General features: G+C 64.8%; 27 protein-coding genes. 14 read left to right on the top strand and 13 right to left on the bottom strand.

The window, feature by feature from the left end; all coding sequences use genetic code 11:
• Positions 1 to 146: 146 nt before the first annotated feature.
• On the top strand, positions 147 to 1,052 hold the full coding sequence (locus BMY03_RS14155; RefSeq protein ID WP_094011410.1) for an AraC family transcriptional regulator: 906 nt from the start codon (positions 147 to 149) through the stop codon (positions 1,050 to 1,052).
• 25 nt (positions 1,053 to 1,077) lie between these two features.
• Here BMY03_RS14155 and BMY03_RS14150 read toward each other — a convergent pair whose 3' ends face one another.
• The gene (locus BMY03_RS14150) at positions 1,078 to 1,674 is read right to left on the bottom strand and encodes a TetR/AcrR family transcriptional regulator (protein WP_094011409.1); all 597 of its coding nucleotides are present in this window, start codon (positions 1,672 to 1,674) and stop codon (positions 1,078 to 1,080) included.
• A 93-nt stretch (positions 1,675 to 1,767) separates the two neighbouring features.
• Between BMY03_RS14150 and BMY03_RS14145 the strand changes: the two genes are divergently transcribed.
• On the top strand, positions 1,768 to 2,382 hold the full coding sequence (locus tag BMY03_RS14145; RefSeq protein ID WP_094011408.1) for an NAD(P)H-dependent oxidoreductase: 615 nt from the start codon (positions 1,768 to 1,770) through the stop codon (positions 2,380 to 2,382).
• Between the two features lie 49 nt (positions 2,383 to 2,431).
• Here the strand turns inward: BMY03_RS14145 and BMY03_RS14140 are convergent, their stop codons facing one another.
• Complete coding sequence (locus tag BMY03_RS14140; protein WP_023632516.1) at positions 2,432 to 2,749, bottom strand: I78 family peptidase inhibitor; 318 nt, start codon at positions 2,747 to 2,749, stop codon at positions 2,432 to 2,434.
• Positions 2,750 to 3,037: 288 nt separating this feature from the next.
• Here BMY03_RS14140 and BMY03_RS14135 point away from each other — a divergent pair, with 288 nt between their 5' ends.
• A complete protein-coding gene (locus tag BMY03_RS14135) occupies positions 3,038 to 3,250 on the top strand; it encodes a hypothetical protein (RefSeq protein ID WP_023632517.1) in 213 nt (70 codons plus the stop codon).
• Here BMY03_RS14135 and BMY03_RS14130 read toward each other — a convergent pair.
• From BMY03_RS14130 to BMY03_RS14100, 7 genes are all read right to left on the bottom strand, one after another.
• Positions 3,222 to 4,232 (bottom strand): nucleoside hydrolase, encoded by a 1,011-nt coding sequence (locus tag BMY03_RS14130; RefSeq protein ID WP_046855160.1) that lies wholly within the window; start codon positions 4,230 to 4,232, stop codon positions 3,222 to 3,224. The two genes, BMY03_RS14135 and BMY03_RS14130, sit on opposite strands and share 29 nt — an antisense overlap.
• 155 nt (positions 4,233 to 4,387) lie before the next feature.
• A complete protein-coding gene (gene rbsD, locus BMY03_RS14125; RefSeq protein WP_094011407.1) occupies positions 4,388 to 4,792 on the bottom strand; it encodes a D-ribose pyranase in 405 nt (134 codons plus the stop codon).
• Positions 4,789 to 5,697, bottom strand: coding sequence for a ribokinase (gene rbsK, locus BMY03_RS14120; RefSeq protein WP_094011406.1), 909 nt, complete (start codon positions 5,695 to 5,697; stop codon positions 4,789 to 4,791). The genes rbsD and rbsK overlap by 4 nt, the downstream gene beginning before the upstream one ends.
• 9 nt (positions 5,698 to 5,706) lie before the next feature.
• A complete protein-coding gene (locus BMY03_RS14115; RefSeq protein ID WP_038706375.1) occupies positions 5,707 to 6,732 on the bottom strand; it encodes a LacI family DNA-binding transcriptional regulator in 1,026 nt (341 codons plus the stop codon).
• Positions 6,733 to 6,736: 4 nt separating this feature from the next.
• Positions 6,737 to 7,729: an ABC transporter permease gene (locus BMY03_RS14110; protein WP_038706376.1), complete on the bottom strand. Its 993-nt coding sequence runs from the start codon at positions 7,727 to 7,729 to the stop codon at positions 6,737 to 6,739.
• Positions 7,726 to 9,279 (bottom strand): sugar ABC transporter ATP-binding protein, encoded by a 1,554-nt coding sequence (locus BMY03_RS14105; protein WP_038707570.1) that lies wholly within the window; start codon positions 9,277 to 9,279, stop codon positions 7,726 to 7,728. Before BMY03_RS14105 ends, BMY03_RS14110 begins: the two co-directional genes overlap by 4 nt.
• A gap of 145 nt (positions 9,280 to 9,424) precedes the next feature.
• Entirely contained in the window at positions 9,425 to 10,372 is a 948-nt protein-coding gene (locus BMY03_RS14100) for a sugar ABC transporter substrate-binding protein (protein ID WP_023631211.1), read from the bottom strand.
• Positions 10,373 to 10,711: 339 nt separating this feature from the next.
• Here BMY03_RS14100 and BMY03_RS14095 point away from each other — a divergent pair, with 339 nt between their 5' ends.
• The 3 genes from BMY03_RS14095 to BMY03_RS14085 all read left to right on the top strand — a co-directional run bounded on the left by BMY03_RS14095 (position 10,712) and on the right by BMY03_RS14085 (position 12,966).
• On the top strand, positions 10,712 to 11,800 hold the full coding sequence (locus tag BMY03_RS14095) for an asparaginase (protein ID WP_094011449.1): 1,089 nt from the start codon (positions 10,712 to 10,714) through the stop codon (positions 11,798 to 11,800).
• Between the two features lie 227 nt (positions 11,801 to 12,027).
• A complete protein-coding gene (locus tag BMY03_RS14090; RefSeq protein WP_023631213.1) occupies positions 12,028 to 12,270 on the top strand; it encodes a DUF1654 domain-containing protein in 243 nt (80 codons plus the stop codon).
• 6 nt (positions 12,271 to 12,276) lie between these two features.
• On the top strand, positions 12,277 to 12,966 hold the full coding sequence (locus BMY03_RS14085) for an endonuclease (protein ID WP_094011405.1): 690 nt from the start codon (positions 12,277 to 12,279) through the stop codon (positions 12,964 to 12,966).
• 6 nt (positions 12,967 to 12,972) lie between these two features.
• Here the strand turns inward: BMY03_RS14085 and BMY03_RS14080 are convergent, their stop codons facing one another.
• Entirely contained in the window at positions 12,973 to 13,398 is a 426-nt protein-coding gene (locus tag BMY03_RS14080; protein WP_023631215.1) for a bifunctional (p)ppGpp synthetase/guanosine-3',5'-bis(diphosphate) 3'-pyrophosphohydrolase, read from the bottom strand.
• Positions 13,399 to 13,669: 271 nt separating this feature from the next.
• Between BMY03_RS14080 and BMY03_RS14075 the strand changes: the two genes are divergently transcribed.
• Positions 13,670 to 15,091 carry a purine-cytosine permease family protein gene (locus tag BMY03_RS14075; protein ID WP_094011404.1) on the top strand — a complete coding sequence of 474 codons (1,422 nt, stop codon included), beginning with the start codon at positions 13,670 to 13,672 and terminating at the stop codon, positions 15,089 to 15,091.
• Between the two features lie 87 nt (positions 15,092 to 15,178).
• Here the strand turns inward: BMY03_RS14075 and BMY03_RS14070 are convergent, their stop codons facing one another.
• Positions 15,179 to 16,408 (bottom strand): acyl-CoA dehydrogenase, encoded by a 1,230-nt coding sequence (locus BMY03_RS14070; protein ID WP_038706377.1) that lies wholly within the window; start codon positions 16,406 to 16,408, stop codon positions 15,179 to 15,181.
• Between the two features lie 140 nt (positions 16,409 to 16,548).
• Here BMY03_RS14070 and BMY03_RS14065 point away from each other — a divergent pair, with 140 nt between their 5' ends.
• Complete coding sequence (locus tag BMY03_RS14065; protein WP_094011403.1) at positions 16,549 to 17,490, top strand: LysR family transcriptional regulator; 942 nt, start codon at positions 16,549 to 16,551, stop codon at positions 17,488 to 17,490.
• A gap of 45 nt (positions 17,491 to 17,535) precedes the next feature.
• Complete coding sequence (locus BMY03_RS14060; RefSeq protein WP_094011402.1) at positions 17,536 to 17,754, top strand: DUF2970 domain-containing protein; 219 nt, start codon at positions 17,536 to 17,538, stop codon at positions 17,752 to 17,754.
• Between the two features lie 304 nt (positions 17,755 to 18,058).
• Here BMY03_RS14060 and BMY03_RS14055 read toward each other — a convergent pair whose 3' ends face one another.
• Positions 18,059 to 19,135 (bottom strand): ABC transporter substrate-binding protein, encoded by a 1,077-nt coding sequence (locus BMY03_RS14055; RefSeq protein ID WP_094011401.1) that lies wholly within the window; start codon positions 19,133 to 19,135, stop codon positions 18,059 to 18,061.
• A gap of 216 nt (positions 19,136 to 19,351) precedes the next feature.
• Between BMY03_RS14055 and BMY03_RS14050 the strand changes: the two genes are divergently transcribed.
• From BMY03_RS14050 to BMY03_RS14040, 3 genes are all read left to right on the top strand, one after another.
• Positions 19,352 to 21,004, top strand: a complete 1,653-nt coding sequence (locus tag BMY03_RS14050; RefSeq protein WP_023629995.1) for a nitrite/sulfite reductase — start codon at positions 19,352 to 19,354, stop codon at positions 21,002 to 21,004.
• On the top strand, positions 20,988 to 21,482 hold the full coding sequence (locus tag BMY03_RS14045; protein WP_023629994.1) for a DUF934 domain-containing protein: 495 nt from the start codon (positions 20,988 to 20,990) through the stop codon (positions 21,480 to 21,482). Before BMY03_RS14050 ends, BMY03_RS14045 begins: the two co-directional genes overlap by 17 nt.
• A 168-nt stretch (positions 21,483 to 21,650) precedes the next feature.
• Positions 21,651 to 23,216, top strand: a complete 1,566-nt coding sequence (locus tag BMY03_RS14040; protein ID WP_094011400.1) for a hypothetical protein — start codon at positions 21,651 to 21,653, stop codon at positions 23,214 to 23,216.
• Between the two features lie 76 nt (positions 23,217 to 23,292).
• Here BMY03_RS14040 and BMY03_RS14035 read toward each other — a convergent pair whose 3' ends face one another.
• Positions 23,293 to 24,153 carry an AraC family transcriptional regulator gene (locus tag BMY03_RS14035; RefSeq protein WP_236661072.1) on the bottom strand — a complete coding sequence of 287 codons (861 nt, stop codon included), beginning with the start codon at positions 24,151 to 24,153 and terminating at the stop codon, positions 23,293 to 23,295.
• Between the two features lie 299 nt (positions 24,154 to 24,452).
• Here BMY03_RS14035 and dkgB point away from each other — a divergent pair, with 299 nt between their 5' ends.
• Both dkgB and BMY03_RS14025 read left to right on the top strand, forming a co-directional pair.
• The gene (gene dkgB, locus BMY03_RS14030) at positions 24,453 to 25,256 is read left to right on the top strand and encodes a 2,5-didehydrogluconate reductase DkgB (protein WP_094011398.1); all 804 of its coding nucleotides are present in this window, start codon (positions 24,453 to 24,455) and stop codon (positions 25,254 to 25,256) included.
• A gap of 58 nt (positions 25,257 to 25,314) precedes the next feature.
• Positions 25,315 to 26,496, top strand: coding sequence for an MFS transporter (locus tag BMY03_RS14025; protein ID WP_094011397.1), 1,182 nt, complete (start codon positions 25,315 to 25,317; stop codon positions 26,494 to 26,496).
• The last annotated feature ends 35 nt before the right edge of the window (positions 26,497 to 26,531 follow it).

Below are 26,531 nucleotides of genomic sequence, written 5' to 3'. Positions count from 1 at the left end.
GGCGCATTTTGCGCAGCCTGGCCTGCCCCGGCCACGGCCGATTCTCCGGCATGCATGCCTGATTCTCCGGACCTGCCCGCTCCCCTCTGGCGCCAGCCAGTTAATCTGCGAAGATGACATTGTCCGATTCTCTGCCCGGTTTCGCCATGCACCTGACTTGCCACGTGGATGCCAATGCCACGCTCTGCTCACTGATCCGCAGCCTCGCCACGCGCCCCGGGTTCGTGCCCACCGCCCTGCCCCAGGTCCAGGTCCTGACCTGGGACCACTACGTGGCCAGCAGCCCGCAGATCTACGAACCCAGCCTGATCATCGTCGCCCAGGGCAGCAAGCTGGCGCGCCTGGGCCCGCGCACCCTGGAGTACGGCGCCGGGCATTATCTGGTGCAGGCGCTGTCGGTGCCCTTCCTCTGCGAAACCTTCGCCACACCCCAGGCGCCACTGCTGGGCGTGGCGGTGGACATCGATCGCGCCATGCTCGGCGAGCTGGTGCAAGCGATGAACCTGGGGCCGGATGCCGCGGTTCAGGTACAGACCCCGCAGTCTATGACCTCGGCGGCGTTGGACACGGCCATGCGCGAGAGTGTCGAGCGCCTGCTGCGGTGCCTGCAGGACCCGCTGGACGCCAGGGTGCTGGGGCCGGCGCGAGTGCGCGAGGTGCTCTACACCGCGCTGCGCGGCCCCCAGGCCGGGGTGCTGCGGGCACTGGTCGAACAACAGGGACATTTTGCCCGGATCGCCTCGGCCCTGGCATACCTGCGCGAGCACTACGCCGAGCCGCTGGGGGTGGATGAGCTGGCCGGCCGGGCGAACATGAGCGTGTCGACCTTCCATGAGCATTTCAAGCGCTGCACCGACCTCGCGCCGATGCAGTACCTCAAGCGCCTGCGCCTGCTCAAGGCGCAACAGATGCTGATCGGCGAAGGGCTAGGCGTGGCCCAGGTTGCGCATCGCGTCGGCTACCAGAGCACCTCGCAGTTCAGCCGCGAGTACAAGCGCCAGTTCGCCCGCAGCCCAGGCGAGGAACAGACGTACCAGAGCCTGCCGGCTTGACTGCTGGCCTGCGCCGCGCCGGCAGCTACTGACGCAGGACCATCGCCACGATGGTTGCCTGCAATTCGCGCTTGGCGGCCTCGCCGGCCAATTCGCCGGCCGCCGCCGCCAGGGACAGCGCCTCCGCTGCCCCCACCAGCACCCACAGGCCGGCCACGCCGATATCGCCGGTCGGCGCGAACGGCGCCAAGGCTTCCCGGCATTTGTCCATGAAAGGCCCTTCATAGCCGCGCTTGAGCGCCTCGAGCTCCGGCGAGCCGGCCAATGCCGCACTGACACCGGGGATCTCGCGCCCTTGGGTCGCCACGCAATCCACATAGGCCTCGGCGATTACCCAGGCCCGCCCCGGCAGGTCCGCCGGACAACCGGCCAGAGCCGTGTCGAGCATCGCCGTCTGGCGTGCGTCGTACTCCTGGTACAGCGCCAACAGCAATCCGTTGCGGGTTTCGAAGTGGTCATACACCACCGGCTTGGTCACCCCGGCCTGCTCGGCCAGACGCCCCAGGCTCAGGGCATCGGTGCCTTCTTCGCGCACCAGCTGCCAGGCCACATCCAGCAGCTGCCGGCGACGCTCCTCGCGGGACAGGCGTTTGCGCGGCGCGGTCTTTTCCTCGCTTGACATCGATTACCTACCAAAAGTAACTTACTAAGCGTAACTTACTGGGAGTATATAACGCTCCCGAAGCCCCCGCATCCTGATTCTGGAGATTCTGCCATGCATGCCCTGATCGTCATCGGTCACCACGACACCGAGTCCCTTACCCATGCCCTTGCCCAACAGGTTGCCGAAGGGTTGCGCGCGGCCGGTCACACCAGCGAGTTCGCCGACCTGGCCCGTGAAGGTTTCGACCCCCGTTTCAGCCTCGCCGACCACGCCGTGCACCGCCGCCTGGCGCCGCCGCCGGCCGATGTGCTGGCCGAGCAGGCGCGCATCGAACGCGCCGACACCCTGGTGCTGGTCTATCCCATCTACTGGTGGTCGCTCCCGGCCCTGCTCAAGGGCTGGGTCGAGCGTGTGTTCAGCAATGGCTGGGCCTTCTACCAGGCCGCGGACGGTAGTACCACAAAGCGCCTGCACGGTTTGACCGCGCACCTGATCGGCGTTGCCGGGGCCGATGCCGGCACCTTCGAGCGCCACGGCTACGGCGAGGCCATGCGCGTGCAGATCGAGCACGGCATCTTCGATTACTGCGGCGCTCAAGTATTGAGTTCGACGTTGCTGGACGACAGCGAAGGACAGGATCCGGCACGGCATCTGCGAGCCGCGCGCACTTTGGGAGAAGGGTTGTTCACTCGCGAGGAACGGCGCGAACCGGCAAGCGTGGAATAAGCGCGGGAAGGCGCGGGCCGGCCCGCGCCAGGTGACAGCGTGCGGGCAATCAGCCGCAGTTGACGCGGGTCACCACACCCTTGTCATCAACATTCAGGTTCAATCGCTCGGAGCGGTATTCCAGGGTGATCACATCGTGCGGTTTGAGGATGCGTGCCATCTGCGAGCCGCTGGCCTTGCGCGCCTGCTCCAACAGCTCGGCGCTGGCCGGCTTGCCGACGGTGAAATCGGCGCCACTGGCTTCGCAGCGGCCGTCATTGCCGGCCGGGGCGGCAGGGGCGCTGGCGCCCGAAGAGCCACCGGTGCTGCAACCTGCCAGGACGGTAGCCACCAGCAGGGTCGCCAGGGTAGCGCGGGTACGGAACATGAATCCTCCTAAATCGATCCGGGAACTGCCTTATGCGACAGTTCTTCTAACTGTTTGTTGCAAAACCGCAAGATTCTGCCTGACGCAGCCAGTGGATGCGAAACGCAATCGTCACCGGATTTTGCCCCGAACCGCAGGTTCGACCAAACGCATGGCTTATGCCTAAGTCGCAGATCCTCTTGCGCCAAGGCATGATTTACTGCAAGAAGTGGCGCAGGAAACACCTCCACTTCGAACGCCAGGACGCGGTATTCGACCTATCATCCAGGCCCAAGCGAGAACCGCCCCATGAGCAGCCACAGCATCGACGCCGATATCAAGGTCAAGTGGGACGAAGGTCAGAGTGCCTACAGCCCGGGAACCCCCGAAGAGCTATTGCTGATCGCCATCGACCTGCTGGTACGCGACCGAGGCAGCGAGGCGGCGCGTAGCTTCATCGACCAGGTGTTCGAGCGCTACGCGCACCACGACACTATTTCAATCGGGCCAGGCGGGCGCTGAGCAGGTCGAAGAAGCCCTGCGCGTCCCCCTCTTCGATCCACATCACATTGGCCGGCTGCTTGAGCACGCCGTACCAGTCGGCAATGGTCTGGCCGAAGGTCGGGCCTTCGCGGCTGTCGACCACCATGTGCACCTGGCGACCCTTGAACAGCTCGGGCTTGAGCAGGTAGGCGATGACGCTGGCGTCGTGCACCGGGCCGCCGGGCATGCCGTAATTGTCCATGTCGAACTTGATGTAGGCGTTGAGGATGTCCACCACCAGCTTGCTGGCATTGTTGTTGACCGCGGCGAGCTGCTTGAGGCGCGCGTCGCTGGTGAGCACCTTGTGGGTGACGTCCAGCGGCAGGTAGGTGAGTTTCACGCCACTGGCCAGCACCACCTCGGCGGCGTGCGGATCGGCAAACAGGTTGAATTCCGCCGCCGGCGTGATGTTGCCGCCGTTGAAGTGGGCGCCGCCCATCACCACCACTTCCTTGATGCCGTTGACGATCTCCGGCTTCTGGATCAATGCCAGGGCCAGGTTGGTCTGTGGGCCGAGCATGGCGACGGTGATGCTGTGAGGCTCGGCGGCGCTCAGGGTGTCGATCAGGTACTGCACGGCGTTGCCCTGGGCCAGCGGCTTTTTCGGCTCGTGGACCTGGACGCCGGTCAGGCCTTCCTCGCCGTGCACGTTGGCGGCGTAGATCGGCGTGCGCACCATCGGCCGCCCTGCCCCGGCGTACACCGGGATCTCTTCGCGGCCAGCCCACTCACGGGCCAGGCGAGCGTTGCGAGAGGTCTTCTCCAGGCGCACGTTGCCGGCTACGGTGGTGATGGCGCGGATCTTCAGTTCCTCGGGCGAGGCCATGGCCAGCAGCAGGGCGACGACGTCGTCGGCGCCGGGGTCGGTGTCGATGATCAGGTCGCGGGGCGCGGCCATGAGGGAAGTCGCGGCCAGCGCGGACATGAGGACGGCTCCTTGGAGCAGGTTCTTGAGGGACATTCAGCACTCCTTGTTGCTAGGGGGATGGATTCACAAGGGGCCGCTTCGCGGCCCTTTCGCCGGCAAGCCGGCTCCCACAGCGGCAGCCCGAGGTTGCGCCCGACCTGTGGGAGCCGGCTTGCCGGCGATCGAGGGTGCAAGCCCTCGCATTCGGTCTAGAAAGTGACGCCAGCCACCAGGGCAATATTGCTGTAGGGCTTGCACTCCCCGGTGCGCACCACGGCCCGGGCCTGGCGACACAGGGTCTTGAAGTCGGCATGGCTCAGCGCCTGTCGCTGGCCCAGCTCACCGTCCGCGTGCAAACGTTCGACCTCGGCCAACCCGGGCGGCAGGGCCTGGAACACTTCATCGGCCAGCACATGCCGTTCGACCTGCATCTCGCTCAGTACCACGCGCAACACGCTGGCAAAATCCGGGATACCCGGCGTCAGCGCCAGGTCGATCAGCTCGACGCCTGGCGGCACCGGCAGGCCGGCGTCGCCGATCACCAGGATGTCGCCATGGCCGAGCCCGGCAATGGTTCGCGACAGGGCGATGTTCAACAGCGGCGTCTTCTTCATGGCGCCAGCTCCTTCAACAGGGGAATGGACGGCTGCGCGCCGACCCGGGTCACCGACAATGCGGCGGCGCGCTGGCCGAAGCTGATCGCCTCGTCTTCCGACAAGCCCCGCGCCAGGCCAGCGGCAAAGCCGCCGACAAAGGTGTCGCCGGCCGCCGTGGTGTCCACCGGCTGCACCCGTGGGGCCGGGAAGTGCCGGCTGCCGCTGGCGTCGACCAGCAAGGCACCATCGCCGCCAAGGGTGACGATCACCTTCCCCGCCCCCAGCTGGCGTAGCCGCTCGGCCGCGCGACGGGCACTTTCCTGGTCGTTGACCCGCACCCCGGCCAGGGCCTCGGCTTCGCTCTCGTTGGGGATCAGGTAATCGATGTAGGCATACCACTCCGCTGGCAACGGCCCGCTGGCCGGCGCCGGGTTGAGGATCACCGTGCGGCCCAGCTCGCGGCCGCGGGCCAGGGTCCAGGCCACGGTGGTGCTCGGCACCTCCAGCTGGCAGATGATCACTTCGGCGCGCTGCAGCAGTGCATCGAAACGGCTCACCGACTCGGGGCTGAGCAGGCCGTTGCCACCGGGGATCACGACAATGGCGTTCTGGCTGGCGGCATCCACCACGATCAGCGCCACGCCGCTGGACACACCCGGGCACACGCTCACACCCTGGCAATCGATGCCCTCGGTGAGCAGCGCCTGGCGCAGTTGCTGACCGTAGGCGTCGTCGCCGACGTTGCCGACCATCGCCACGCTGGCGCCCAGCCGGGCCACGGCCACCGCCTGGTTGGCGCCCTTGCCGCCGGGCGCGGTGAAGAAACTGTCGCCGGTCAGGGTCTCGCCTGCCCGGGGCAGGCGCTGGGCGCGGGCCACCAGGTCCATGTTGAGGCTGCCGACCACTACCACCTTGGCATCCATGGGCATTCCTTAACGGTAATCGTTGAACAGGTCCGGGCGTGGCCCGGTGGATTCGCGCAGCACGATGCGCGGGGCGACGATGCGCTGTTCGGCAGCGCCGTCGCGGCGCGGCGTGACGATGCGCGACAGCAACAGCCCGGCAGCGCTCTCGCCCAACTCGCGGATCGACTGGCCGACCGTGGTCAGCGCCGGATACACGTAGCGGCTCAGTTCGATGTCGTCGAAACCAATCACCGACAGCTCGCCGGGCACGTCGATATTGCGTTCGGCAGCGGCACGCAGCACGCCGAAACCAATCATGTCGTTGCCGGCGAAGATCGCCGTGGGCCGCTCGCCATCGAGCAGGCGCGCCGCGGCGGCATGCCCGCCGAGGCTGGTGAAGTCGCTGTGCAGCACATGGCCCGGGGCAACGCGCACGCCGCCCTCGGCCATCGCTCGGCGGAACCCGGCCAGGCGCAGCTGGCTGACCCCGGTGTCCACCGGGCCGCCGATGGTGGCGATCTCGCGATGCCCGAGCTCGAGCAGGTGGCGGGTGGCCAGGTAGGCGCCCTGCTCGTGGTCTATGCGCACCAGGTCGGCCTCGACGCCTTCCAGCGCGCGGTCGACGATGACCATCGGCGTGCGCACGCCGCTGAGGCTGTCGAGCAGGTCCTGGTCCTCGCCCACCGAGGCGACGATCAGGCCGTCGATGCGCTTTTCCAGCAGCACGCGCAGGTAGCTGCGCTGCTTCTGCGGGTTGTCATCGGAGTTGCACAGGATCACGCAGTAGCCGTTGCGCTCGCAGGCGTCCTCGATACCCCGGGCCAGCTCGGCGAAATACGGGTTGACGCTGTTGGGCACCAGCAGGCCGATGGTGGCGGTGCTGCGTGCCTTCAGCGAACGGGCCACGGCGCTGGGCACGTAGTCGAGCTCGGCAATCGCCGCCTCGACCTTCAGCCGCACCTGCTCGCTTACCGGGCGGGTCTTGTTCAGTACATGGGACACGGTGGTGTAGGAAATACCTGCAAGTGCCGCGACGTCTTTGATGGTTGCCATGGTTTCAGTTCCGCCGGTTCGCACGCCGGCTGCGATAAGTGTCGAGTACCACGGCGATGACGATGACCGCCCCGGTGATGATACGTTTGGTCGGCTCAGAGGCGCCGATCTGGGCCAGGCCGGCGGCCAGCACCGAAATGATCAGCACGCCGAAGAAGGTGCTGATGACCGAGCCGCGCCCGCCCATCAGGCTGGTGCCGCCGATCACCACGGCAGCGATCACCTGCAGCTCCATGCCCGAGCCGGCATTGGGGTCGGCGGCCTCCAGGCGCGAGATCTGGAACAGCGCGGCAAGACCGGCGAGCACACCCATCAGGGCGAACACCAGGATCTTGTAGGGGCGCGGGTCGATACCGGCCAGGCGCACGGCCTCTTCGTTGGTGCCGATACCGATCAGGTAGCGGCCGAACACAGTACGGGTCAGCACCAGTTGGGCCAGCACGATCACCAGCAAGGCGATGATGAAGGCCGGGGAAATGCCGAAGGCGATCGGGTTGGAGAACCAGGCGAAGGCATCGCCGATATACGCGGTACGCGAATCGGTGAACTGGTACGCCAGGCCACGGGCCATTTCCAGCACGCCCAGCGAGACGATGAACGAAGGGATGCGCCAGGCCACGGTGATGCTGCCGGTGACGGTGCCGGCCAAGGCCGCCACGGCCATGCCGAGCAAGGCGGCGGGCAGCACGCCCCAGCCCCAGCCGAGGATCGCCACGCTGACGGCCGAGGCCGCCAGGGCCAGTACCGAGCCGACCGACAGGTCGATGCCGCCGATGATCAGCACGAAGGTCATGCCCACCGCCAGCACCATCAGGTCGGGGATCTGGTTGGCCAGGGTGCTGAAGGTGGCATAGGACAGGAAGTGGCTGCTCAGCAACGAGAACAGCACGATCATCGCCAGCAAGGCACCGGCCAGGCCCAGGTAGGTGCCCAGGCCGAAATAGGTGCCGCTGCGGCGCACTGGCGCGGCGTCCGAGGTGTTTGTTGTGGTTTTCATGCGTCCATCCTGGGAGCTGCGTCGTGCAGCAGGGCATCACGTTTCTGGTAGCCGGCGAAGGCGGCGGCAAGCAGTTGGTCCTGGGTCCAATGATCGCGCTCGAAGGTGTCGATCAGGCGTCCGGCGCTGAGCACGGCGATACGGTCGCAGATCAGCATCAGCTCGCGCAGGTCGCTGGACACCACCACCAGGGCCTTGCCCTGGCGGGCGAGCTCGGCGAGCAGGCCGTAGATGTCGAACTTGGCACCGACGTCGATGCCGCGGGTCGGCTCGTCGAACAACAGTACCTGGCAGTCGCGCTCCAGCCAGCGGCCGATCACCACCTTCTGCTGGTTGCCGCCGGACAGCTCGCCCACGGCCTGGGCGGGGCTGGCGCTGCGGATGCGCATGGCGCCGATCTGACGCTCGGCCAGCTCACGCTCGGCGTCGGCGTCGAGCACGCCAGCACGGGATACGGCGCCAAGGTTGCCCAGGGCAATATTGGCGCTGATCGACTGGCTCAGCAGCAGGCCTTCGCCCTTGCGGTCCTCGGTAATCAGCGCAATGCCAGCCTTGACCGCCGCCTTGGGCGAGTCAATGGTCACCGGTACCGGCGGCTGGCCGAGGGCGACCTGGCCGCTGTCGGCGCGGTCGGCGCCGTAGATCAGGCGCAGCAGCTCGGTGCGCCCGGCACCGATCAGGCCTGAGATACCGAAGATCTCCCCTGCCCTGACCTCGAGCGACACCTCGCGGACCTTGTCGCCGCGGCTGAGCCTGTCGACCTTGAGCAGTGGCGCACCGATCGTGCGCTGGCCCAGGTCGATATGCTCGCCCAGCTCGCGGCCGACCATCAGGTTGACCAGTTGCTCGCTGTTGTAGCGCTGGATCGGCTCGGCGCACACCAGCTTGCCGTCGCGCAGCACGGCGATGCGCTGGGCCACCTGCTGCAGTTCTTCGAGGCGGTGGGAGATATACACGATGGCCACGCCGCGCTGGCGCAGGCGCTCGATCTGGGTGAACAGCAGCTCCACCTCGCGGGCGGTGAGCATGGCCGTGGGTTCGTCGAAGATCAGTACATGGCAGTCGCCGATCAGGTTGCGGGCGATCTCGACCATCTGCTGGTGGCCGATGCCCAGCTCGCCGACGGGAGTGTCCGGGTCAATGGCATCCAGGCCAACCTGGGCCATGGCTGCGGTGGCCAGCTGGCGCAGGCGCTTCTGGCTGATCCAGCCGAGGCGGCTGGGCAGGTTGTCGAGGAACAGGTTCTCGGCCACGGTCAGCGTCGGCAGCAGGTTGAGTTCCTGCATCACCATGCGCACGCCGAGACGCTCGGCCTCGGCGCGGCTGCCGGGGGCGTAGGGCTGGCCGCGGTAGAGCATCTGCCCGGTGGTGGGGATCTCCAGGCCGCTGATCAGCTTGGACAGGGTCGACTTGCCCGCGCCGTTCTCGCCGGTCAGGGCCAGCACCTCGCCGCCGCGCAGCTCGAGGGTGACATCGCCGAGTACGGGCTGGGCGTAGGTCTTGCCCAGGCCGCTGACGGCTAGCACGGTTTCATTGGCCGGTACTGACATGGCCATTTTCTCCTAGGACGAAGCATGACACGTTTAGAAGGCGGGCTTTCGTGGGAGCGTGCTTGCCCCGCGAGGCGCCAGGGCAGGCTGTACCTTGCGACACCATCGCGGGGCAAGCCCGCTCCCACGCTCCCGCGAAATCACTTCACTTGGTAATCAGCTTGACTGGCGTCTGGATGACATTGTCGGCATCCACGCCGGGCTGCTCGCCCTTGAGCATCTTCAGCGCCGCTTGGATGCCGAACACCGCCTGCTCGCTGGCAGCCTGGTCGAGGGTGGCCAGCACACGGCCATCCTTGAGCATCGGTTCGATGGCCTTGATGTTGTCGTAGCCGACCACCTGCACCTGGCCGGTCTTGCCGGCGGCGCGCACGGCCGAGACAGCGCCCAGGGCCATGCTGTCGTTGCCGGCCAGCAGCGCCTTCAAATCGGGATATTCGTTGAGCATCGAGGCGGCAACGGCGTTGCCCTTGTCGATCTCCCAGTTGCCGGATTGCACCGAGACGATCTTCATCTGCGCGGCTTCCATGGCGTCCTTGAAACCAGCGGTGCGCTGCTGGGCATTGGTGGTGGTCGGCACGCCTTCGATGATGCCGACCTGGTCACCGGCCTTGAGCTTTTGCTGGGCCAGGTAGTCGCCGACCATACGCGCGCCCTTGCGGTTGTCCGGGCCTACGAACGGCACGCTGATGCCCTTGCTCTTGAGGGTTTCGGGGTCGAGGCGATTATCGATGTTGATCACGATCACGCCTTTGTCCATGGCCTTCTTCACCGCCGATACCAGCGCCTTGGAGTCGGCCGGGGCGATAACCAGCGCCTTGGCGCCCGAGTTGACCATCTGCTCGACGATACGGATCTGCTCGCCAGTATCGGTCTCGTTCTTGATGCCGTTGGCGACCAGCTGGAATTCGCTGGCATGGGTTTTCTGATAATCCTTGGCGCCGTCTTCCATGGTGCGGAAGAACTCGTTGGCCAGGGATTTCATCACCAGGGCGACCTTGGGCGCCTCCTCGGCGTGGGCGACAGGCAGGGAGAATATCAGCGACGACAGAACGGCGAGGGCCAGAGGACGGCCAGAGAACGGCAGCTTCATGGAAATGACTCCGAATCTTGTGGTTTTTATCGGATCGCAAACGTTTGCGGTGACTAACTATGTAAATAGGCCGCAGGTTTGTCAATCCAGCGCGTAGGAAGCCGCAGCTACGCAAGAGGGATTATCCGCAATTCGTCCGAAAAACCGAACACATTTCCTACTCTCGTTCGGCCAGCCGAATGACCTCACGCAACTTGACCAATTGGTCGGATCGCGTACCTCCAGTCCAGACAAGGGTTTCAAGATGAAATACGACGAACGGTAGTTGATGGTACGAAATCTGCCTTACTGCAGTGCGACTTAACGCACATCTCACCGTGGAAGAGAGAAGCAGAAATGATGAAATCCGCTATCAAGACCTTCGCACCGAGCGCCCTGGCGCTGTTGCTGGTACTGCCGACTACCGTTTCCGCCAAGGAAGCCGCGCAACAACAGAAGCTCGCCAACGTGGTCATCCTCGCCACCGGCGGCACCATCGCCGGCGCTGGCGCCAGCGCGGCCAACAGCGCCACCTACCAGGCCGCCAAGGTAGGCATCGACAAGCTGATCGCCGGCGTGCCAGAGCTGAAAGACCTGGCCAACGTGCGCGGCGAGCAGGTGATGCAGGTCGCCTCGGAAAGCATCGGCAACGACGACCTGCTCAAGTTGGGCAAGCGCGTCGCCGAACTGGCCGACAGCAAGGACGTCGATGGCATCGTCATCACGCACGGCACCGACACCCTCGAAGAAACCGCCTACTTCCTCAACCTGGTAGAGAAGACCGACAAGCCGATCATCGTGGTCGGCTCGATGCGTCCGGGCACGGCGATGTCCGCCGACGGCATGCTCAACCTGTACAACGCCGTGGCCGTGGCCAGCAGCAAGGACGCCCGCGGCAAGGGCGTGCTGGTAACCATGAACGACGAGATCCAGTCCGGCCGTGACGTGAGCAAGGCGGTCAATATCAAGACCGAAGCCTTCAAGAGCCAGTGGGGCCCGCTGGGCATGGTGGTCGAAGGCAAGTCGTACTTCTTCCGCCTGCCGGCCAAGCGCCACACCGTCAACTCCGAGTTCGACATCAAGACCATCAGCAAGCTGCCGGCCGTGGATATCGCCTATGGCTACGGCAACGTGACCGACACCGCCTACAAGGCGCTGGCCCAGGGCGGCGCCAAGGCGATCATCCACGCCGGCACCGGCAATGGCTCGGTGTCGTCGCGCGTGGTGCCGGCGCTGCAGGAGCTGCGTAAGGACGGCGTGCAGATCATCCGCTCCTCCCACGTTAACCAGGGCGGCTTCGTACTGCGCAATGCCGAACAACCTGACGACAAGAACGACTGGGTCGTGGCCCATGACCTGAACCCGCAGAAGGCGCGGATCCTGGCAATGGTCGCAATGACCAAGACCCAGGACAGCAAAGAGCTGCAGCGGATCTTCTGGGAATACTGATCGGCGTGCACTTCGGGTTGGTATGTTGAAGATACCGACCCTATCGCGGGGCAAGCCCGCTCCCCCGGGGCACACATGACCTTTGTGGGAACGGGCTGGCGCCGCGATGTCTTCGATTGAACCAATCCCTCTACCACGGTCTTATACGGCTTTCATCCTACCCGTTGTTGCGAAATGGCTTACAGTGAAATACTGTATGCACATACAGCAAAACAAGGAACAGCCCCGTGGCCAAACCCGCCTCAGCGTCGCCAAGCAGTTATGAACTACTGGGTCAGCGCATCCAGAAGATCATCAACAGCCCCACCGCCCAGCGCAGCCGCGCCGCCCTGATCTTCCGCCTGGAGCACGAATCGCCCGATGACTGGGCCACGCTGCTCGAGGAAATCGCCGAGAACGACAACGTCACCCTCGCCCACCGCGACGATGGCGGCGTGCAGGTGTTCTGGACCGTGCCGAAGGAAGACTGATTGCACATGAGAGTTTCGCTTTTCGCTGCCTGCCTGCTGCTGCTCCCCCCCCTCGCCCACGCCGACGCCCCACGCACCTTCCAAGAGGCCAAGAAGGTTGCCTGGAAGCTGTACGCGCCGCAGTCCACCGAGTTTTATTGCGGCTGCAAGTACCAGGGCAACAAGGTCGACCTGGCGTCTTGCGGCTATGCGCCGCGCAAGAACCTCAACCGTGCCTCGCGCATCGAGTGGGAACACATTGTCCCGGCCTGGCAGATCGGCCATCAACGCCAGTGTTGGCAGGACGGCGGGCGCAAGAACTGCTCGCGCCACGACAAGGTCTACCAGCGGGCCGAGGCCGACCTGCACAACCTGGTACCGAGCATCGGCGAGGTCAACGGCGACCGCAGCAACTTCAGCTTCGGCTGGTTGCCCGAGCAGCATGGCCAGTACGGCAGTTGCCTGACCCAGGTCGACTTCAAGGCCAAGAAGGTCATGCCGCGCCCGTCGATCCGCGGGATGATCGCGCGCACCTACTTCTACATGAGCAAGCAGTACGACCTGCGCCTGTCCAAACAGGACCGCCAGTTGTTCGAGGCCTGGAACAAGACCTACCCGCCGCAGCCCTGGGAGCTGCAGCGCAACCAGCAGGTGGCATGCGTGATGGGGCGCGGCAACGCCTTCGTCGGCCCGGTCAACCTCAAGGCCTGCGGCTAAAGGCCCTCAGGCCAGCGTCTGCAGGTAGGCGCTGGCCTGCTGGTACCGGCACAGCCGGGCCACATCGGCCGGGCCTGGGCAAGGGATGCGCGAAAGGTCGCTGTTGTCGGCCAGGTCCGCCAGCTTCACCTGGCGCGCCAAGGGGTCCACACCCAGGCGAATGACGAACGCCTCGTAGCTCTCGCCCTCGCGCCGGCTCAGCGCCAGCAGCGCGGCGAGGATCTTCAGCGGGAAACCTTCACGGGCGAGGTCGGCCAGGGTCAGCGGCGTGTCTTCCAGCACATCGTGCAACACCGCGACAATGCGCTGCTCAGGAGTGATCACCCGCCCCATCACCCGCAGCGGGTGAAGGATGTAAGCCGCCCCACCTTTGTCGAACTGCCCTTCGTGTGCCTTGATGGCCATCGCGATGGCCCGTTCCAGCGTCGCCATGAAGTACTCCCCACTCAACCCGCGCACTGGAAAGCATAGCCGCTGCGTCATGGGCGTGGTTTGTCCGGCGCCAAAGCGCCTCGGCAGCGCGCTTGCCGCCCTTCCCATTCAAGCTTTTTCCAGCCTTAGGTTTTTTAAGGCTCATGAGCACAAATTTACTAATTTCTGGATCCCCGCCCGCCCCGCATCATCGCGCCAACAAGAACGCGTCGCCCTTTGCCGGCACGCACCCGGGCAATCCCCGATGCCCCACCTTGCCTTGGAGTCAGTCATGACCAGTGCAGCCAATTCGGCCCCCCTCATCGAGAAACACACGATCGGCTATGTGCCACCGCAAGACCGCCATGGAAAGGTAAGGGATCTGTTCACACTGTGGTTCGGCGGCAACATCGCGCCGCTGCCCATCGTCACCGGCGCACTCGGCGTGCAGCTATTCCACCTAAATCTGGTCTGGGGCATCGTCGCGATCCTGGTCGGCCACCTGGTAGGCGGCGTGCTCATGGCCCTGCACTCTGCCCAGGGCCCGCAGATGGGCATTCCGCAGATGATCCAGAGCCGCGCCCAGTTCGGTTCGCTCGGCGCCCTGCTGGTGGTGGTCATCGCCGGGGTGATGTACATCGGCTTCTTCGCCTCCAACATCGTCCTGGCCGGCAAGTCGCTACATGGCGTGGTCGAGACGGTGCCGGTGTCCGTGGGTATCGTCATCGGTGCATTGGGCTCGGGCATCATCGGCATAATCGGCTACCGCTTCATCCACGTGCTCAACCGCATCGGTACCTGGGTGCTGGGCATCGGCATCGTGGTCGGCTTCGGCTACATCTTCAGCCATGTGCAGAGCGACGACTTCCTCACCCGCGGCGGCTTCAACCTGGCCGGCTGGCTGGCCACCGTGTCCCTGGCGGCGCTGTGGCAGATCGCCTTCGCGCCCTACGTGTCGGATTACTCGCGCTACCTGCCGGCTGACGTAAAAGTGTCCTCGACCTTCTGGACCACCTACCTTGGCTCGGCCCTGGGCTCGAGCCTGTCATTCATCTTCGGCGCGGTGGCGGTGCTGGCGATCCCTGCCGGGATGGACACCATGGACGCGGTCAAGCTTGCCACCGGCACCCTCGGCCCGCTGATGCTGGTGCTGTTCCTGCTCAGCGTGATCAGCCACAACGCCCTCAACCTGTACGGCGCGGTGCTGTCGATCATCACCCTGGTACAGACCTTCGCCTACCGCTGGATCCCCACTGCCAAGAGCCGCGCCGTGCTGTCGCTGCTCGTGCTGGCGGCCTGCTGCGTGGTGGCGGTGTTCGCCTCGGCGGACTTCATCGGCCACTTCGTCGACATGGTGCTGGTGTTGCTGGTGTTGCTGGTGGTGCTGGTACCGTGGACGGCGATCAACCTGATCGACTTCTATGTCATCCACAAGGGCGACTACGACATCGACTCGATCTTCAAAATCGACGGTGGCATCTATGGTCGCTACAACCCCCAGGCGCTGATTGCCTACGCGGTGGGTATCGTGGTGCAGATCCCGTTCATGAACACGCCGCTGTATGTCGGGCCGGTGTCCGCACACATCAACGGCGCCGACCTGTCGTGGCTGGTGGGGCTGGCGATCACCTCGCCGCTGTACTGGTGGCTGGCCAGCCGCGACAGCGCGTATCGTCGTCGGCAGGTGAGTGCGAAGCTGGCGGCGGGGGTCTGAGTCCGCCGGGCTGAAAGTTGACGAGGGGACCCGCTGCGGCGGGTCTTCTGTCGTCAATATCAGCCACCACGACCCAGGCAGGAAACCCTAGCGCTCGCTACGGAGCATCTCCTTCGGCACATACTTGCCAATCTCATACTTGCCGATCGCCGCCCGGTGCACCTCATCCGGTCCGTCGGCCAGGCGCAGGGTGCGCTGCATCGCATACATGTAGGCCAAGGGGAAATCACCGCTCACCCCTGCCCCGCCATGGATCTGGATGGCCCGGTCGATTACCTTCAGCGCAACGTTCGGCGCCACCACCTTGATCTGGGCGATCTCGCTGCGGGCCACCTTGTTGCCGACGGTGTCCATCATGTAGGCGGCCTTGAGGGTCAGCAGCCGGGCCATGTCGATCTCCATCCGCGAGTCGGCGATCTTGTCGACGTTGCCGCCCAGCCGCGCCAGCGGCCGGCCAAAGGCGGTGCGCTCGACCGAGCGTTTGCACATCAGCTCCAGGGCGCGCTCGGCCATGCCGATCGAACGCATGCAATGGTGGATGCGCCCAGGCCCGAGGCGGCCCTGGGCGATCTCGAAGCCACGGCCTTCGCCGAGGAGCACGTTCTCGTAAGGCACCCGCACGTTCTCGAACAACACTTCGGCATGGCCGTGTGGCGCGTCGTCGTAGCCGAACACCGGCAGTGGGCGGACGATCTTCACGCCGGCTGCGTCGGTGGGCACCAGGATCATCGAGTGCTGTTGATGACGCTGGCCATCGGGGTTGGACAGGCCCATGAAGATCATCACCTTGCAGCGCGGGTCACAGGCGCCGGAGGTCCACCACTTGCGGCCGTTGATCACCCACTCGTCACCGTCGCGCACGGCGGTGGCGGCCATGTTGGTGGCATCCGAAGAGGCCACGTCCGGCTCGGTCATGGCGAACGCAGAGCGGATTTCGCCGCGCAGCAGCGGCTCGAGCCACTGGCGCTTCTGCGCCTCGCTGCCGTAGCGCACCAGCACTTCCATGTTGCCGGTGTCCGGCGCCGAGCAGTTGAACGGCTCGGGCCCCAGCAGCGAGCGGCCCATGATCTCGGCCAATGGCGCGTACTCAAGGTTGCTCAGCCCTGCACCATATTCGGATTCGGGCAGGAACAGGTTCCATAGTCCTTCCTCGCGGGCCTTGGCCTTGAGCTCCTCCATGATAGCGGTAGGCTGCCAGCGGTCGCCCTCGGCTACCTGGCGCTCGAACACCGGCTCGGCCGGGTAGACGTATGCATCCATGAATGCGCTGACGCGTTCGCGCAGTACCTGGACCTTGGGCGAATAGGCGAAATCCATCGGGGCTACCTTCCGTCAGTGAAGAACATGGACCTGAGCCTAGAACAGCCACCCTTCATCCACCTAGTCTATTTTCTTCGTGTATAAACATTCATAACCAATATATGATCGATCCATAACTCCAACAAAGAGCGGCGCCCATGAACCTCAGCAAGGTCGACCTCAACCTGTTCATCGTCTTCGACGCGATCTACACCGAAGCCAACCTGACGCGCGCCGGGCAGATCGTCGGCATCACCCAGCCGGCGGTATCCAACGCCCTGTCACGGTTGCGCGAGACATTCAACGACCCGCTGTTCGTGCGCACCGCCCAAGGCATGGTGCCCACGCCCATGGCGCAGAACATCATCGGCCCGGTACGCAACGCGCTGTCGCTGCTGCGCACCTCGGTACAGGAAAGCCGCATCTTCACCCCGCTGCAGGCGAGCAAGACCTTCCGCATCAGCATGACCGACCTTACCGAAGCGGTGATCCTGCCGCCGCTGTTCCAGCGCCTGCGCCGGCTTGCCCCAGCCCTGGTGATCGAGAGTTTCCTGTGCAAGCGCCGCGAAACCACAAAGGAGCTGGCCGCCGGGCGCCTGGACTTCGCCGTCGACGCGCCGCTTAACACCGATCCGCAGGTTCGGCACGTCAAGCTCATGCAGGACCGCTACGTCTGCGCCATGCGTCCCGGTCACCCCCAAGCCGACGATAAGCTGACTCTCGACGGCTACCTGGCCATGACCCATATCCATATCTCCAGCCGCCGCAATGGCCTGGGCTATGTGGACCTGGCCCTTGGCAAAATGGGGGTGCAACGCCGTGTCGCCCTGCGTTCGCAGCACTACCTGATGGCCTCCCAGGTGCTACAGCAGACCGACATGGTGATGACCGTCCCCGAACGTTTCGCCCGCCGCCACCAGTTGCGCCACCAGCCACTGCCAGTGGAAGTTCCGCCGCTGGAGACCCATCTCTACTGGCACGAGAGCACCGACCAGGACCCGGCCAACCGCTGGATGCGCGAGCAGATCATCGAGTTGTGCGAGCGGGTGGTGGCCCAGGACGACCAGGAACAGGCAAGCACGGCGATCGCATCGGCCTGAGTCGCCTACACTGTCGATGATTGCCTCTGAACCCAGGAGCCACTCATGGACGACAGCCAACATGGCAAGCCACCGACCTTTTGGCAGATGCTGCAGAGCATCCTTGCCGCGGCGTTTGGCGTGCAAAGCGGCAAGAACCGCGCCCGCGACTTCACCTATGGCAAGGCCAGCCATTTCATCGTGATGGGGACAGTGTTCACGCTGATCTTCATCTTCGTGCTGATCGGCCTGGTGCAGTTGGCGATGCACCTGACGGCGCGCTGATCACAGAGCAAATCCGCCAATACTGCTTGCCAAAACGCAATCCGCCCGCGGATATCCCTTCCGCGGGCGGTTCAGGTGCTTCTCACGGTCTTGAGCAGTTATCCGCTATTGATGGCTGACCCAGTACACCGCGGTGACCACCACCAGCACGATCAGACAGAGGATCGCCCAGGCATCGACACTGCTGTCAGCTTTGCGGACCTTGGTAGAGTTTCCCATTGCATTGCCTCTTGTAGTGGTTATGGGAATGCACTTCACAAGCAGCAGTTAAGTCCAGCAATGCCCTTCGCTCAAGCAGGGTCTTTCAATACTCGACGGGTGACGTGAGAAACGGGTAGCGGAAATCTGCCGGTCGCCCTTCGGCACTGAAACGGTGGAAGTCGATACCATGGCCATCCTGCTCCAACAACTCGAGCCAGCGCCGCGCCTTGGCTGAGTCGATCAGTTGCAGAGCCGGCGCGCTGTGCTCGCGCTGGCCATCGCGGCCTACCGCCAGCCCTCGGGCGTCATCGTGCAGCATGACTATGGCCCAGCCACCCAAGGTGAAATGCCCACCCATGAGTACGCTCAAACGCCCGTCGATTCGCGCGCGCAGAGCCTCAGGCGAGCTATTGACCGCACTGAACAGGACATCGCGCCCGGGCACCTTGCCTAGTGCCTGGAACGCCTGCATGGCACCGAATGCCATCTGGTCGTTGGCTGACCATACCAGGCGGGTGTCGGGGTACCGCTCGAGCAGCATCTGCGCTTGTTCGAAGGCACGCTGGCGGCTCCAGCCGCCGTACACCACCTGGCGCAGGCGCACCTGGGGGAACTCGGCCAGTGCCCGGCGCATGCCCTGCACGCGCAACTGCGAGGCCGGCGTGGTCTTGACCCCGGCGAATACCAGCAAGTCGACCGCCCCGGGTGCGGCAGGCAGTTGCGCCGCCAGCGCCTTGAGCATCTGGTAACCAGCCTCCTCGTCGTTGCTGACCAACGAGCCGAGCACTTCAGGATATTTGTCCGGCTGCGCCTGGACACTGTGCGCCTGGCTGTCGGTGAGGCCGTTGTTGACCAGGAACAGCTTGACTCCGGTGCCTCGCGACAAGCGGATGATCTCTGGGGCAACGTACAGCTCGTTGACCAGCACCAGGTAGTCCGGGCGCTGTGGTCCTTGCAGCACCTCACGGGCCTGAGTAAGGGCCAGGTCGGCGCGACGCTCGCTATATTGCACGCGCAAGGTCATGCCGAGGTCGCTGGCGGCGGCCTGCATGAAGCGTGAATAGTCAACCCAGAACGTTTCGTTGGAGTAGCCTGGATTGAGAAACACCACCGAAGCGGCCTGTGCGCTAGCTGCCAGCGGCAGGCTCAGGCACAGGCTCTGGCACAAGGCCTTGAGCATGCTGTTACATCCCTGCGGAGCAAACCCCGGATTATAGCCCCGTGATGTACCGCAGCGGACAAATGCCAGTCAGTCTCACTTAGTCCAAATAGTTCTTTTCATATGCTAAAACATCACTTTAGCGCATAAACCCACTCTGCTATCGTTTCCCCGCTCCGACCCGGAGTGCGCGGCCGTGCGCGCGATTAGCTGCATGCAGCCTGAGACAGGACTTATATGTACGTATACGACGAGTACGATCAGCGGATCATCGAGGACCGCGTCAAGCAGTTCCGTGATCAGACCCGCCGCTACCTGGCCGGTGAGCTGAGCGAAGAAGAATTCCGCCCTCTGCGCCTGCAGAACGGCCTGTATATCCAACGTTTCGCGCCGATGTTGCGAGTCGCCGTGCCCTATGGCCAGTTGAACGCACGCCAGGCCCGCATGCTGGCGAAAATCGCCCGCGACTACGACAAGGGCTACGCGCATATCAGCACCCGCCAGAACGTGCAATACAACTGGCCGGCGCTGGAAGACATCCCGGACATTCTCGCTGAGCTGGCCACCGTGCAGATGCACGCGATCCAGACTAGCGGCAACTGCCTGCGCAACGTCACCACCGACCAGTTCGCCGGTGTCGCCGCCGACGAGTTGGTCGACCCGCGCCCGTGGTGCGAAATCGTCCGCCAGTGGACCACCTTCCACCCGGAATTCGCCTACCTGCCGCGCAAGTTCAAGATCGCCGTCAATGGTTCGAGCGACGACCGCGCCGCCATCGAGGTGCACGACATCGGCCTGGAGCCGGTGCGTAACGCCGCGGGCGAGCTGGGCTTCCGCGTATTGGTCGGTGGCGGCCTGGGCCGTACCCCGGTGATCGGCGCGTTCATCAACGAGTTCCTGCCCTGGCAGGACCTGCTCAGCTACCTGGACGCGATCCTGCGCGTGTACAACCGTTACGGCCGTCGTGACAACAAGTACAAGGCGCGGATCAAGATCTTGGTCAAGGCCCTCACCCCGGAAGTGTTCGCCGAGAAGGTCGAGGCCGAGATGGTCCACCTGCGTGGCGGCAACACCACCCTGACCGAGGCCGAAGTACAGCGCGTCGCCCGCCACTTCGTCGACCCTGAGTACCTGGCCCTGGACAACACCGACTTCAGCGCGTTGGACGCCGAGCACCCGGGCTTTGCCCGCTGGCGCTCGCGCAACACCCGCGCGCACAAGAAGCCGGGCTATGTTGCCGTGACCCTGTCGCTCAAGCCCACCGGCGTCGCCCCGGGCGACCTGACCGACAAGCAGCTCGACGCGGTCGCCGACCTGGCCGAGCGCTACAGCTTCGGCTACCTGCGCACCTCCCACGAGCAGAACATCATCCTCGCCGACGTCGAGCAGCGTCAGCTGCACGCGTTGTGGCTGGAACTGCGCGAGCAAGGCTTCGCCACCCCGAACATCGGCCTGCTGACCGACATCATCTGCTGCCCGGGCGGTGACTTCTGCTCGCTGGCCAACGCCAAGTCGATCCCGATCGCCGAATCCATCCAGCGCCGCTTCGACGACCTGGACTACCTGTTCGACATCGGCGAGCTCGACCTGAATATCTCCGGCTGCATGAACGCCTGCGGCCACCACCACGTCGGCCACATTGGCATCCTTGGCGTGGACAAGAAGGGCGAGGAGTTCTATCAGGTCTCGCTGGGCGGCAACGCTGCCCGCGATGCGAGCCTGGGCAAGATCCTCGGCCCCTCCTTCGCCCAGGACGACATGGCCGACGTGATTGAAAAGTTGATCAATGTGTACGTCGAGCAACGCACTGAAGACGAACGCTTCATCGATACCTACCAGCGGATCGGCATCGATCCCTTCAAGGAGCGCGTCTATGCAGCGAATCATTAAGAACAACCAGATCGTCGACGAAACCTGGCACCTGCTGCCCAAGGACGTTTCGATCGACGAACTGACCAACTGCGACGACTACATCGTGCCGCTGCAGCTGTGGCGCGACCATCCGAGCCTGCTCAAGGCGCGCGACGGCGGCCTGGGCATCTGGCTGGACAGCGACGAAGAAGCCGAGGAAATCGGCGAGCACGTCGAGCACTTCCAGGTGATCGCCCTGAACTTCCCGGCCTTCACCGACGGGCGCAGCTACTCCAATGCGCGCCTGCTGCGTGACCGCTACAAGTTCAAGGGCGAGCTGCGCGCCATTGGCGACGTGCTGCGCGACCAGCTGTTCTACATGGCCCGCTGCGGTTTCGACGCGTTCGCCATCCGTGCCGACAAGGACCCGGAAGACGCGCTGCAGAGCCTGAAGGACTTCTCGGTGACCTACCAGGGCGCCACCGACGAACCGCTGCCGCTGTTCCGCCGCCGCTGATCGTCGCTTGCAGTACTCCCGGCCCGCCTTCTGGCGGGCCGATTCGTTTCTGCGCCGGCAAGACGACCATTCCGGATAGGCCGAGGAAAAATCCGAATGTTCACTCAGGTTTGCTGATGGCATGCCGATATCAAGGCATATCCTTTTCACTCCGCAAGGAAAGCGACGATGAGCCCAATCACCTCGGCACTGCGATTCACGCCGATCCAAACTCCACCCGCTCCCACGCAGAACCTGATCGTTCGCCAGCCCACGAGCGTCGCCAGCGCCCCAGGCACCCAGGTCATCCTGGGCCAGGACACCCGCGTTCCCGACAGTGAGACCTACACCTCGCGAGGCACGCTGGACAACGCGCAGCCCAGCTACACCTGGGAACAGGACGGGCTGGACAAGCTGAGCATGTACATGTTCAGCGCGGTCAAGTCGTCCTCCACCGCCGCCCGCTTCCAGGGCCTGGGCAGCGCCCTGGTGGAGCAGCTGGCGGCCAGCGGCGGCCAGCGCGTCTCCCAGTCAGCCCTGCAGGTCAACGAGACCGACACCACCCCGCTGAACCTGCAGCAGTCACGCCTGCGCGAGTTCGCCAGCAATACCGTCACCCTCAGCCTCACCACCGCCTCCGGCGCCACGGTGAAACTGGGTTTGTACAACGGTGAGCGGGGCCTGGCGGTCGACGCCGAAGTCCAGGGCGGCGAGCTCAACGCCAACGAGCTCAAGGGCTTGGCCGCCCTGGCCGACGGTTTCCAGTCGGCGATCAATGGTTTGACCCGGCAACCGCCGAGCCTGCAGCTCGGCTCGCTGGTCAAGCTCGATCCGAACCTGTTCAGCGGCCTGCAAATGAATGCCAAGCTGGACTTGCCCAGTGGTGGGCAACAGACCTTCGACCTGCGCCTGGACGGCTCCACCCGCAGCCTGAAACTCGATGGCCCGAGTGGCCAGGTGCAGCTGGACCTCGACTCCCAGGGCGGCGCGCTGCTGGGCGGCAAGGCCCAGCGCCAGGCCGCCCTGGACAACTACCTGACCCAGTTCGACGAGGCGCAGAAGCGCGGCAAGGGCGATGCGCAACTGACCTCGCTGCTCAAGGATGCCTTCAGCCAACTGAACAGCATCGACGACAACAGCCCGCGCCCGGCGGGCCATAACGACGCGGTGAACACCTACAGCCGTGCGTTGCTCAGCGGCCTGGCCGACTTCAAGGCCTCGATCGTGCAACCGTCCAGCCGCCCGAACGCACGGCGCCTGGACGAGGAAGACCGCTTCGCCTACCAGGTGTCGCAATCGACCTCGACCAGTGGCCAAGGCACCACCATCGCCCGTCAGCAACGCCAGGAGGCCAAGCTGGATGCCGCCTGGCATTCGAGCCTGTCGTCCGCTGCCAAGCTCACCGAAGCGGATCCGTTCGACGAGAAGAACTACCGTTACCACACGCTCAGCGAAACGGCGAGCAGCACCACCGAATTGTCGTTCGTCGACAATGTGCTCAAGGAAGCCAAGGCCACCCAGGAGGCCACCAGCACCAAGCGCGTGCTCACCTACGAGGGTGGCAAGCTTGAGTCCGATGTCAGCACACCCGAGTCGGTGAGCCGCTCGCGCAACCTGCTGAACCTGCTCGACGATCTGTTCAAGACCGATGAGAAGGCCCGGCGCAACGGCAGCCAGTACGACCTCGACGCGCAACTGGCGGCCCATGCCGGGCTGTGGCAGTTGCAAACCGACCCGGCGAAGATCCACGACTGACCGAGGCGCCGCCGCGCAGACAAGCCCCCCCTGCAAGGACTGCAGAAGCGGGCTCGTCTGCACTCGGCCTTGGCGCTCAGCGTATCGGCACGTAGATATCCGTCTGCCATTGTTCCAGCGGCGTCTGCGGATAGATGCTCAGGTAGTGGAAGAACAGCGGATGATCGCGCAACTCCTCGCCACTGCCCGGTAGCCAATCACGATAGATCGGGTAGATCGTCTCGCCGATATGATCCGGCGAGCCGACATGCCGCACCACCGCGCAGCGCCCCGCAGGCAGGCTCGACTCCCGCACGCCCTGAACGTTCGGCACCACGGCCTCGTGGATTTCCCCGCAGATGGCAAAGCGGAAGTCTTCCGGCGCGGTAGTGTCCGGATGATTGTAGGGGATGCCGAAGCTGCGGCTGCTGGCCACGGGCGATTGCCCGCTGCTCATGCGCCAGTCGATAAACCGGCGCACGCTTTCGCTGACCTGGCTCGGCGGCCCCCGATGTTCGAGCGCGGCAAGGCGCACGGCGGCGAAATCGACGATTCGTACCTGCATGGTGATGCTCCTGGAAAAATGAGGAATGGCAAACACCGTATTCCATACCTGCCAGTCCGGCCGGCGGCGAAACGCGCTGGGCGCATGCCCAAAGGCCCGCCTGAACGCCCTGCTGAATGCCTCGGGGCTTTCGAACCCCGCCGCCAGGGCCGCGTCCAGCACCGAGTGTTCGGGCTGGCCGAGCAACCGATGCGCGGCACGGCGCAGGCGCATCAGTTGCACATAACGGGCAACCGGGACACCCACATAGGCACTGAACTGACGGTGAAAATGAAACGCCGAAAAATGTGCCACAGCGCTCAAGGTTTCCACCGACAGGTCACCTTCAAGGTTGTCCTCGATATAGGCAAGCACGGTCTCGAACCGCTGCTGGTAAAGGGCATTGACTGACAAATCAGGTTGCTCCTGGAAATACGGCAGGCCACAGCTTCGTCGATCCTGCCATGACCCCGCCTAGCCGCACTTGCTCAATCACAACATTCTCAGGTAGTCCTGGCCTGGCCGCGATCACCAGCAAAGCCGGTGCTATCCAGCGTATCTGCCGCACGCGTGTACGCCATTATTGTCACGCTCTGATCACAACCCAACCCCGCATTCATGACTCCAGCTCAAAGGACCTTGTTTTGCCGAGGCCTTAATCAATCCCGCCGAACCGCGCACACTGCAAGCATTCACTCGACAGGAGCACATCCATGAGCATTCCATCCTTTGGCCTGGGTACCTTCCGCCTCACCGGCCAGGCCGTCATCGACTCGGTCAAGTCGGCGCTGGAGCTGGGCTACCGCGCCATCGACACCGCGCAGATCTACAAGAACGAGGCCGAGGTCGGCCAGGCCATCGCCGAAAGCGGCGTGCCGCGCGACGAATTGTTCATCACCACCAAGATCTGGGTCGACAACTACGCCGCCGACAAACTGATCCCCAGCTTGCGCGAGAGCCTGGCCAAGCTGCGCACCGAGCATGTCGACCTGCTGCTGATCCACTGGCCCGCACCAGGCAATGGCGTCGAGCTGCCCGAATACATGCAGGCCCTGGCCGAGGCCAAGCGCCAGGGCCTGACCCGCCAGATCGGCATCTCCAACTTCAACATCGAACTGACCCGCCAGGCCATCGCCGTGGTCGGCCAGGGCGAGATCGCCACCAACCAGATCGAGCTCAGCCCGTACCTGCAAAACCGCAAGCTCAGCGCCTTCCTCGCGGAACAAGGCATCACCACAACCTCCTACATGACCCTGGCCTATGGCAAGGTCCTGAAGGATCCGCTGCTGGCGCAAATCGCCGCCAAGCACAAGGCCACCGTGGCCCAGGTGGCCTTGGCCTGGGCATTGCAACTGGGCTACGCGGTGATCCCTTCATCGACCAAGCGCGAGAACCTGGCCAGCAACCTGCTCGCCCAGAGCCTGCGTCTGGACGCCGACGACATGGCGCGCATCGCCACCCTGGAGCGCGACGGCCGTGAAGTCAGCCCGGACGGCCTGGCGCCGGCCTGGGACTGATATCCTTCGGGCATGGAGGCCCACCTCCCTGATTTCAACCGCTTTTTCGGAGCTCCCAATGAGCACGCTTTCCCCCGGACGGGTGCTGTTCGCCCTGGCCATCGGCGCCTTCGGCATCGGCACCACCGAGTTCACCCCCATGGGCCTGCTGCCGGTGATCGCCGACGGCGTCGGCGCCAGCATTCCCAGCGCCGGCATGCTGATCACCGCCTATGCCATCGGCGTCATGGTCGGCGCGCCGATCATGACCTTGCTGTTCAGCCGCTTCGGCAAGCGTGCCGCGCTGATGATGCTGATGGGCATCTTCACCCTCGGCAACCTGCTGTCGGCGCTGTCGCCGGACTACTACACCCTGCTTGTCTCGCGCCTGATCACCAGCCTCAACCATGGCGCCTTCTTCGGCCTGGGCGCGGTGGTGGCCGCCAGCGTGGTGCCCCGGGACAAGCAGGCCAGCGCGGTGGCCACCATGTTCATGGGCCTGACCATCGCCAACATCGGCGGCGTGCCGGCCGCCACCTGGCTCGGCCAGCAGGTCGGCTGGCGCATGGCCTTTGCCGGCACCGCAGTGCTCGGCCTGCTGGCCATCGCCGCCCTGTGGTATGCGCTGCCCAAGGGCGAGCGCGGCAACGTGCCCCATGTGCGCAAGGAGCTGGCGGTAATCGCCCGTCCCAACGTGCTGCTGGCCATGGCCACCACCGTGCTCGGCGCAGGCGCCATGTTCACCCTGTACACCTATGTCGCGCCGGTGCTCGCCGAGCTGACCGGCGCCTCCGCCAGTTTCGTCACCCTCGGCCTGGTGCTGATTGGCGTCGGCTTCACCCTGGGCAACAGCCTGGGTGGCAAGCTGGCCGACTGGTCGCTGGACGGTGCCGCAAGGATCTTCCTCGGCGCACTGGCGGCGATCATGCTGCTGATGCCGCTGGTACTGGGCAGCCATGTCGGCGCGGCGCTCGCGCTGCTGGTCTGGGGGGTATTCACCTTCGCCGTGGTTCCGCCGCTGCAGATGCGGGTGATGATCGCCGCGGCCGAAGCGCCGGGGCTGGCGTCGTCGATCAATGTCGGCGCGTTCAACCTGGGCAATGCCGTGGGCGCGGCTCTGGGTGGCGCGGTGATCAGCCTGGACCTGGGTTACGCGGCGGTGCCGATGGCCGGTGGCCTGCTGGCGGCGACCGGGTTGCTGCTGGTGTGGCTGGGCGGGCGTGGCAAGGCCACCGACGAGGCCTTGGGCAAGCCGGCCTGAGACAGCCGAAACAAATTAGAACGCCGCCATCCCCA

Source organism: Pseudomonas soli, assembly GCF_900110655.1.
Lineage (GTDB): Bacteria > Pseudomonadota > Gammaproteobacteria > Pseudomonadales > Pseudomonadaceae > Aquipseudomonas > Aquipseudomonas soli.
Note: the sequence above shows the minus strand (reverse complement) of the source record. Positions and strands in the feature narration are given on the sequence as shown.

Excerpts from the sequence above, each read along its gene's own strand:
- BMY03_RS14075 (WP_094011404.1), top strand. The coding sequence starts at position 13,670 with ATGACCAGTGCAGCCAATTCGGCCCCCCTCATCGAGAAACACACGATC.
- BMY03_RS14050 (WP_023629995.1), top strand. The coding sequence starts at position 19,352 with ATGTACGTATACGACGAGTACGATCAGCGGATCATCGAGGACCGCGTC.
- BMY03_RS14085 (WP_094011405.1), top strand. The coding sequence starts at position 12,277 with ATGAGAGTTTCGCTTTTCGCTGCCTGCCTGCTGCTGCTCCCCCCCCTC.
- BMY03_RS14155 (WP_094011410.1), top strand. The coding sequence starts at position 147 with ATGCACCTGACTTGCCACGTGGATGCCAATGCCACGCTCTGCTCACTG.
- rbsD (WP_094011407.1), bottom strand. The coding sequence starts at position 4,792 with ATGAAGAAGACGCCGCTGTTGAACATCGCCCTGTCGCGAACCATTGCC.
- BMY03_RS14115 (WP_038706375.1), bottom strand. The coding sequence starts at position 6,732 with ATGGCAACCATCAAAGACGTCGCGGCACTTGCAGGTATTTCCTACACC.
- BMY03_RS14145 (WP_094011408.1), top strand. The coding sequence starts at position 1,768 with ATGCATGCCCTGATCGTCATCGGTCACCACGACACCGAGTCCCTTACC.
- BMY03_RS14055 (WP_094011401.1), bottom strand. The coding sequence starts at position 19,135 with ATGCTCAAGGCCTTGTGCCAGAGCCTGTGCCTGAGCCTGCCGCTGGCA.
- BMY03_RS14040 (WP_094011400.1), top strand. The coding sequence starts at position 21,651 with ATGAGCCCAATCACCTCGGCACTGCGATTCACGCCGATCCAAACTCCA.
- BMY03_RS14095 (WP_094011449.1), top strand. The coding sequence starts at position 10,712 with ATGAAATCCGCTATCAAGACCTTCGCACCGAGCGCCCTGGCGCTGTTG.
- BMY03_RS14135 (WP_023632517.1), top strand. The coding sequence starts at position 3,038 with ATGAGCAGCCACAGCATCGACGCCGATATCAAGGTCAAGTGGGACGAA.
- BMY03_RS14100 (WP_023631211.1), bottom strand. The coding sequence starts at position 10,372 with ATGAAGCTGCCGTTCTCTGGCCGTCCTCTGGCCCTCGCCGTTCTGTCG.
- BMY03_RS14110 (WP_038706376.1), bottom strand. The coding sequence starts at position 7,729 with ATGAAAACCACAACAAACACCTCGGACGCCGCGCCAGTGCGCCGCAGC.
- BMY03_RS14060 (WP_094011402.1), top strand. The coding sequence starts at position 17,536 with ATGGACGACAGCCAACATGGCAAGCCACCGACCTTTTGGCAGATGCTG.
- BMY03_RS14130 (WP_046855160.1), bottom strand. The coding sequence starts at position 4,232 with ATGTCCCTCAAGAACCTGCTCCAAGGAGCCGTCCTCATGTCCGCGCTG.
- BMY03_RS14105 (WP_038707570.1), bottom strand. The coding sequence starts at position 9,279 with ATGTCAGTACCGGCCAATGAAACCGTGCTAGCCGTCAGCGGCCTGGGC.
- dkgB (WP_094011398.1), top strand. The coding sequence starts at position 24,453 with ATGAGCATTCCATCCTTTGGCCTGGGTACCTTCCGCCTCACCGGCCAG.
- BMY03_RS14140 (WP_023632516.1), bottom strand. The coding sequence starts at position 2,749 with ATGTTCCGTACCCGCGCTACCCTGGCGACCCTGCTGGTGGCTACCGTC.
- BMY03_RS14045 (WP_023629994.1), top strand. The coding sequence starts at position 20,988 with ATGCAGCGAATCATTAAGAACAACCAGATCGTCGACGAAACCTGGCAC.
- BMY03_RS14065 (WP_094011403.1), top strand. The coding sequence starts at position 16,549 with ATGAACCTCAGCAAGGTCGACCTCAACCTGTTCATCGTCTTCGACGCG.
- BMY03_RS14150 (WP_094011409.1), bottom strand. The coding sequence starts at position 1,674 with ATGTCAAGCGAGGAAAAGACCGCGCCGCGCAAACGCCTGTCCCGCGAG.
- rbsK (WP_094011406.1), bottom strand. The coding sequence starts at position 5,697 with ATGGATGCCAAGGTGGTAGTGGTCGGCAGCCTCAACATGGACCTGGTG.
- BMY03_RS14025 (WP_094011397.1), top strand. The coding sequence starts at position 25,315 with ATGAGCACGCTTTCCCCCGGACGGGTGCTGTTCGCCCTGGCCATCGGC.
- BMY03_RS14070 (WP_038706377.1), bottom strand. The coding sequence starts at position 16,408 with ATGGATTTCGCCTATTCGCCCAAGGTCCAGGTACTGCGCGAACGCGTC.
- BMY03_RS14080 (WP_023631215.1), bottom strand. The coding sequence starts at position 13,398 with ATGGCGACGCTGGAACGGGCCATCGCGATGGCCATCAAGGCACACGAA.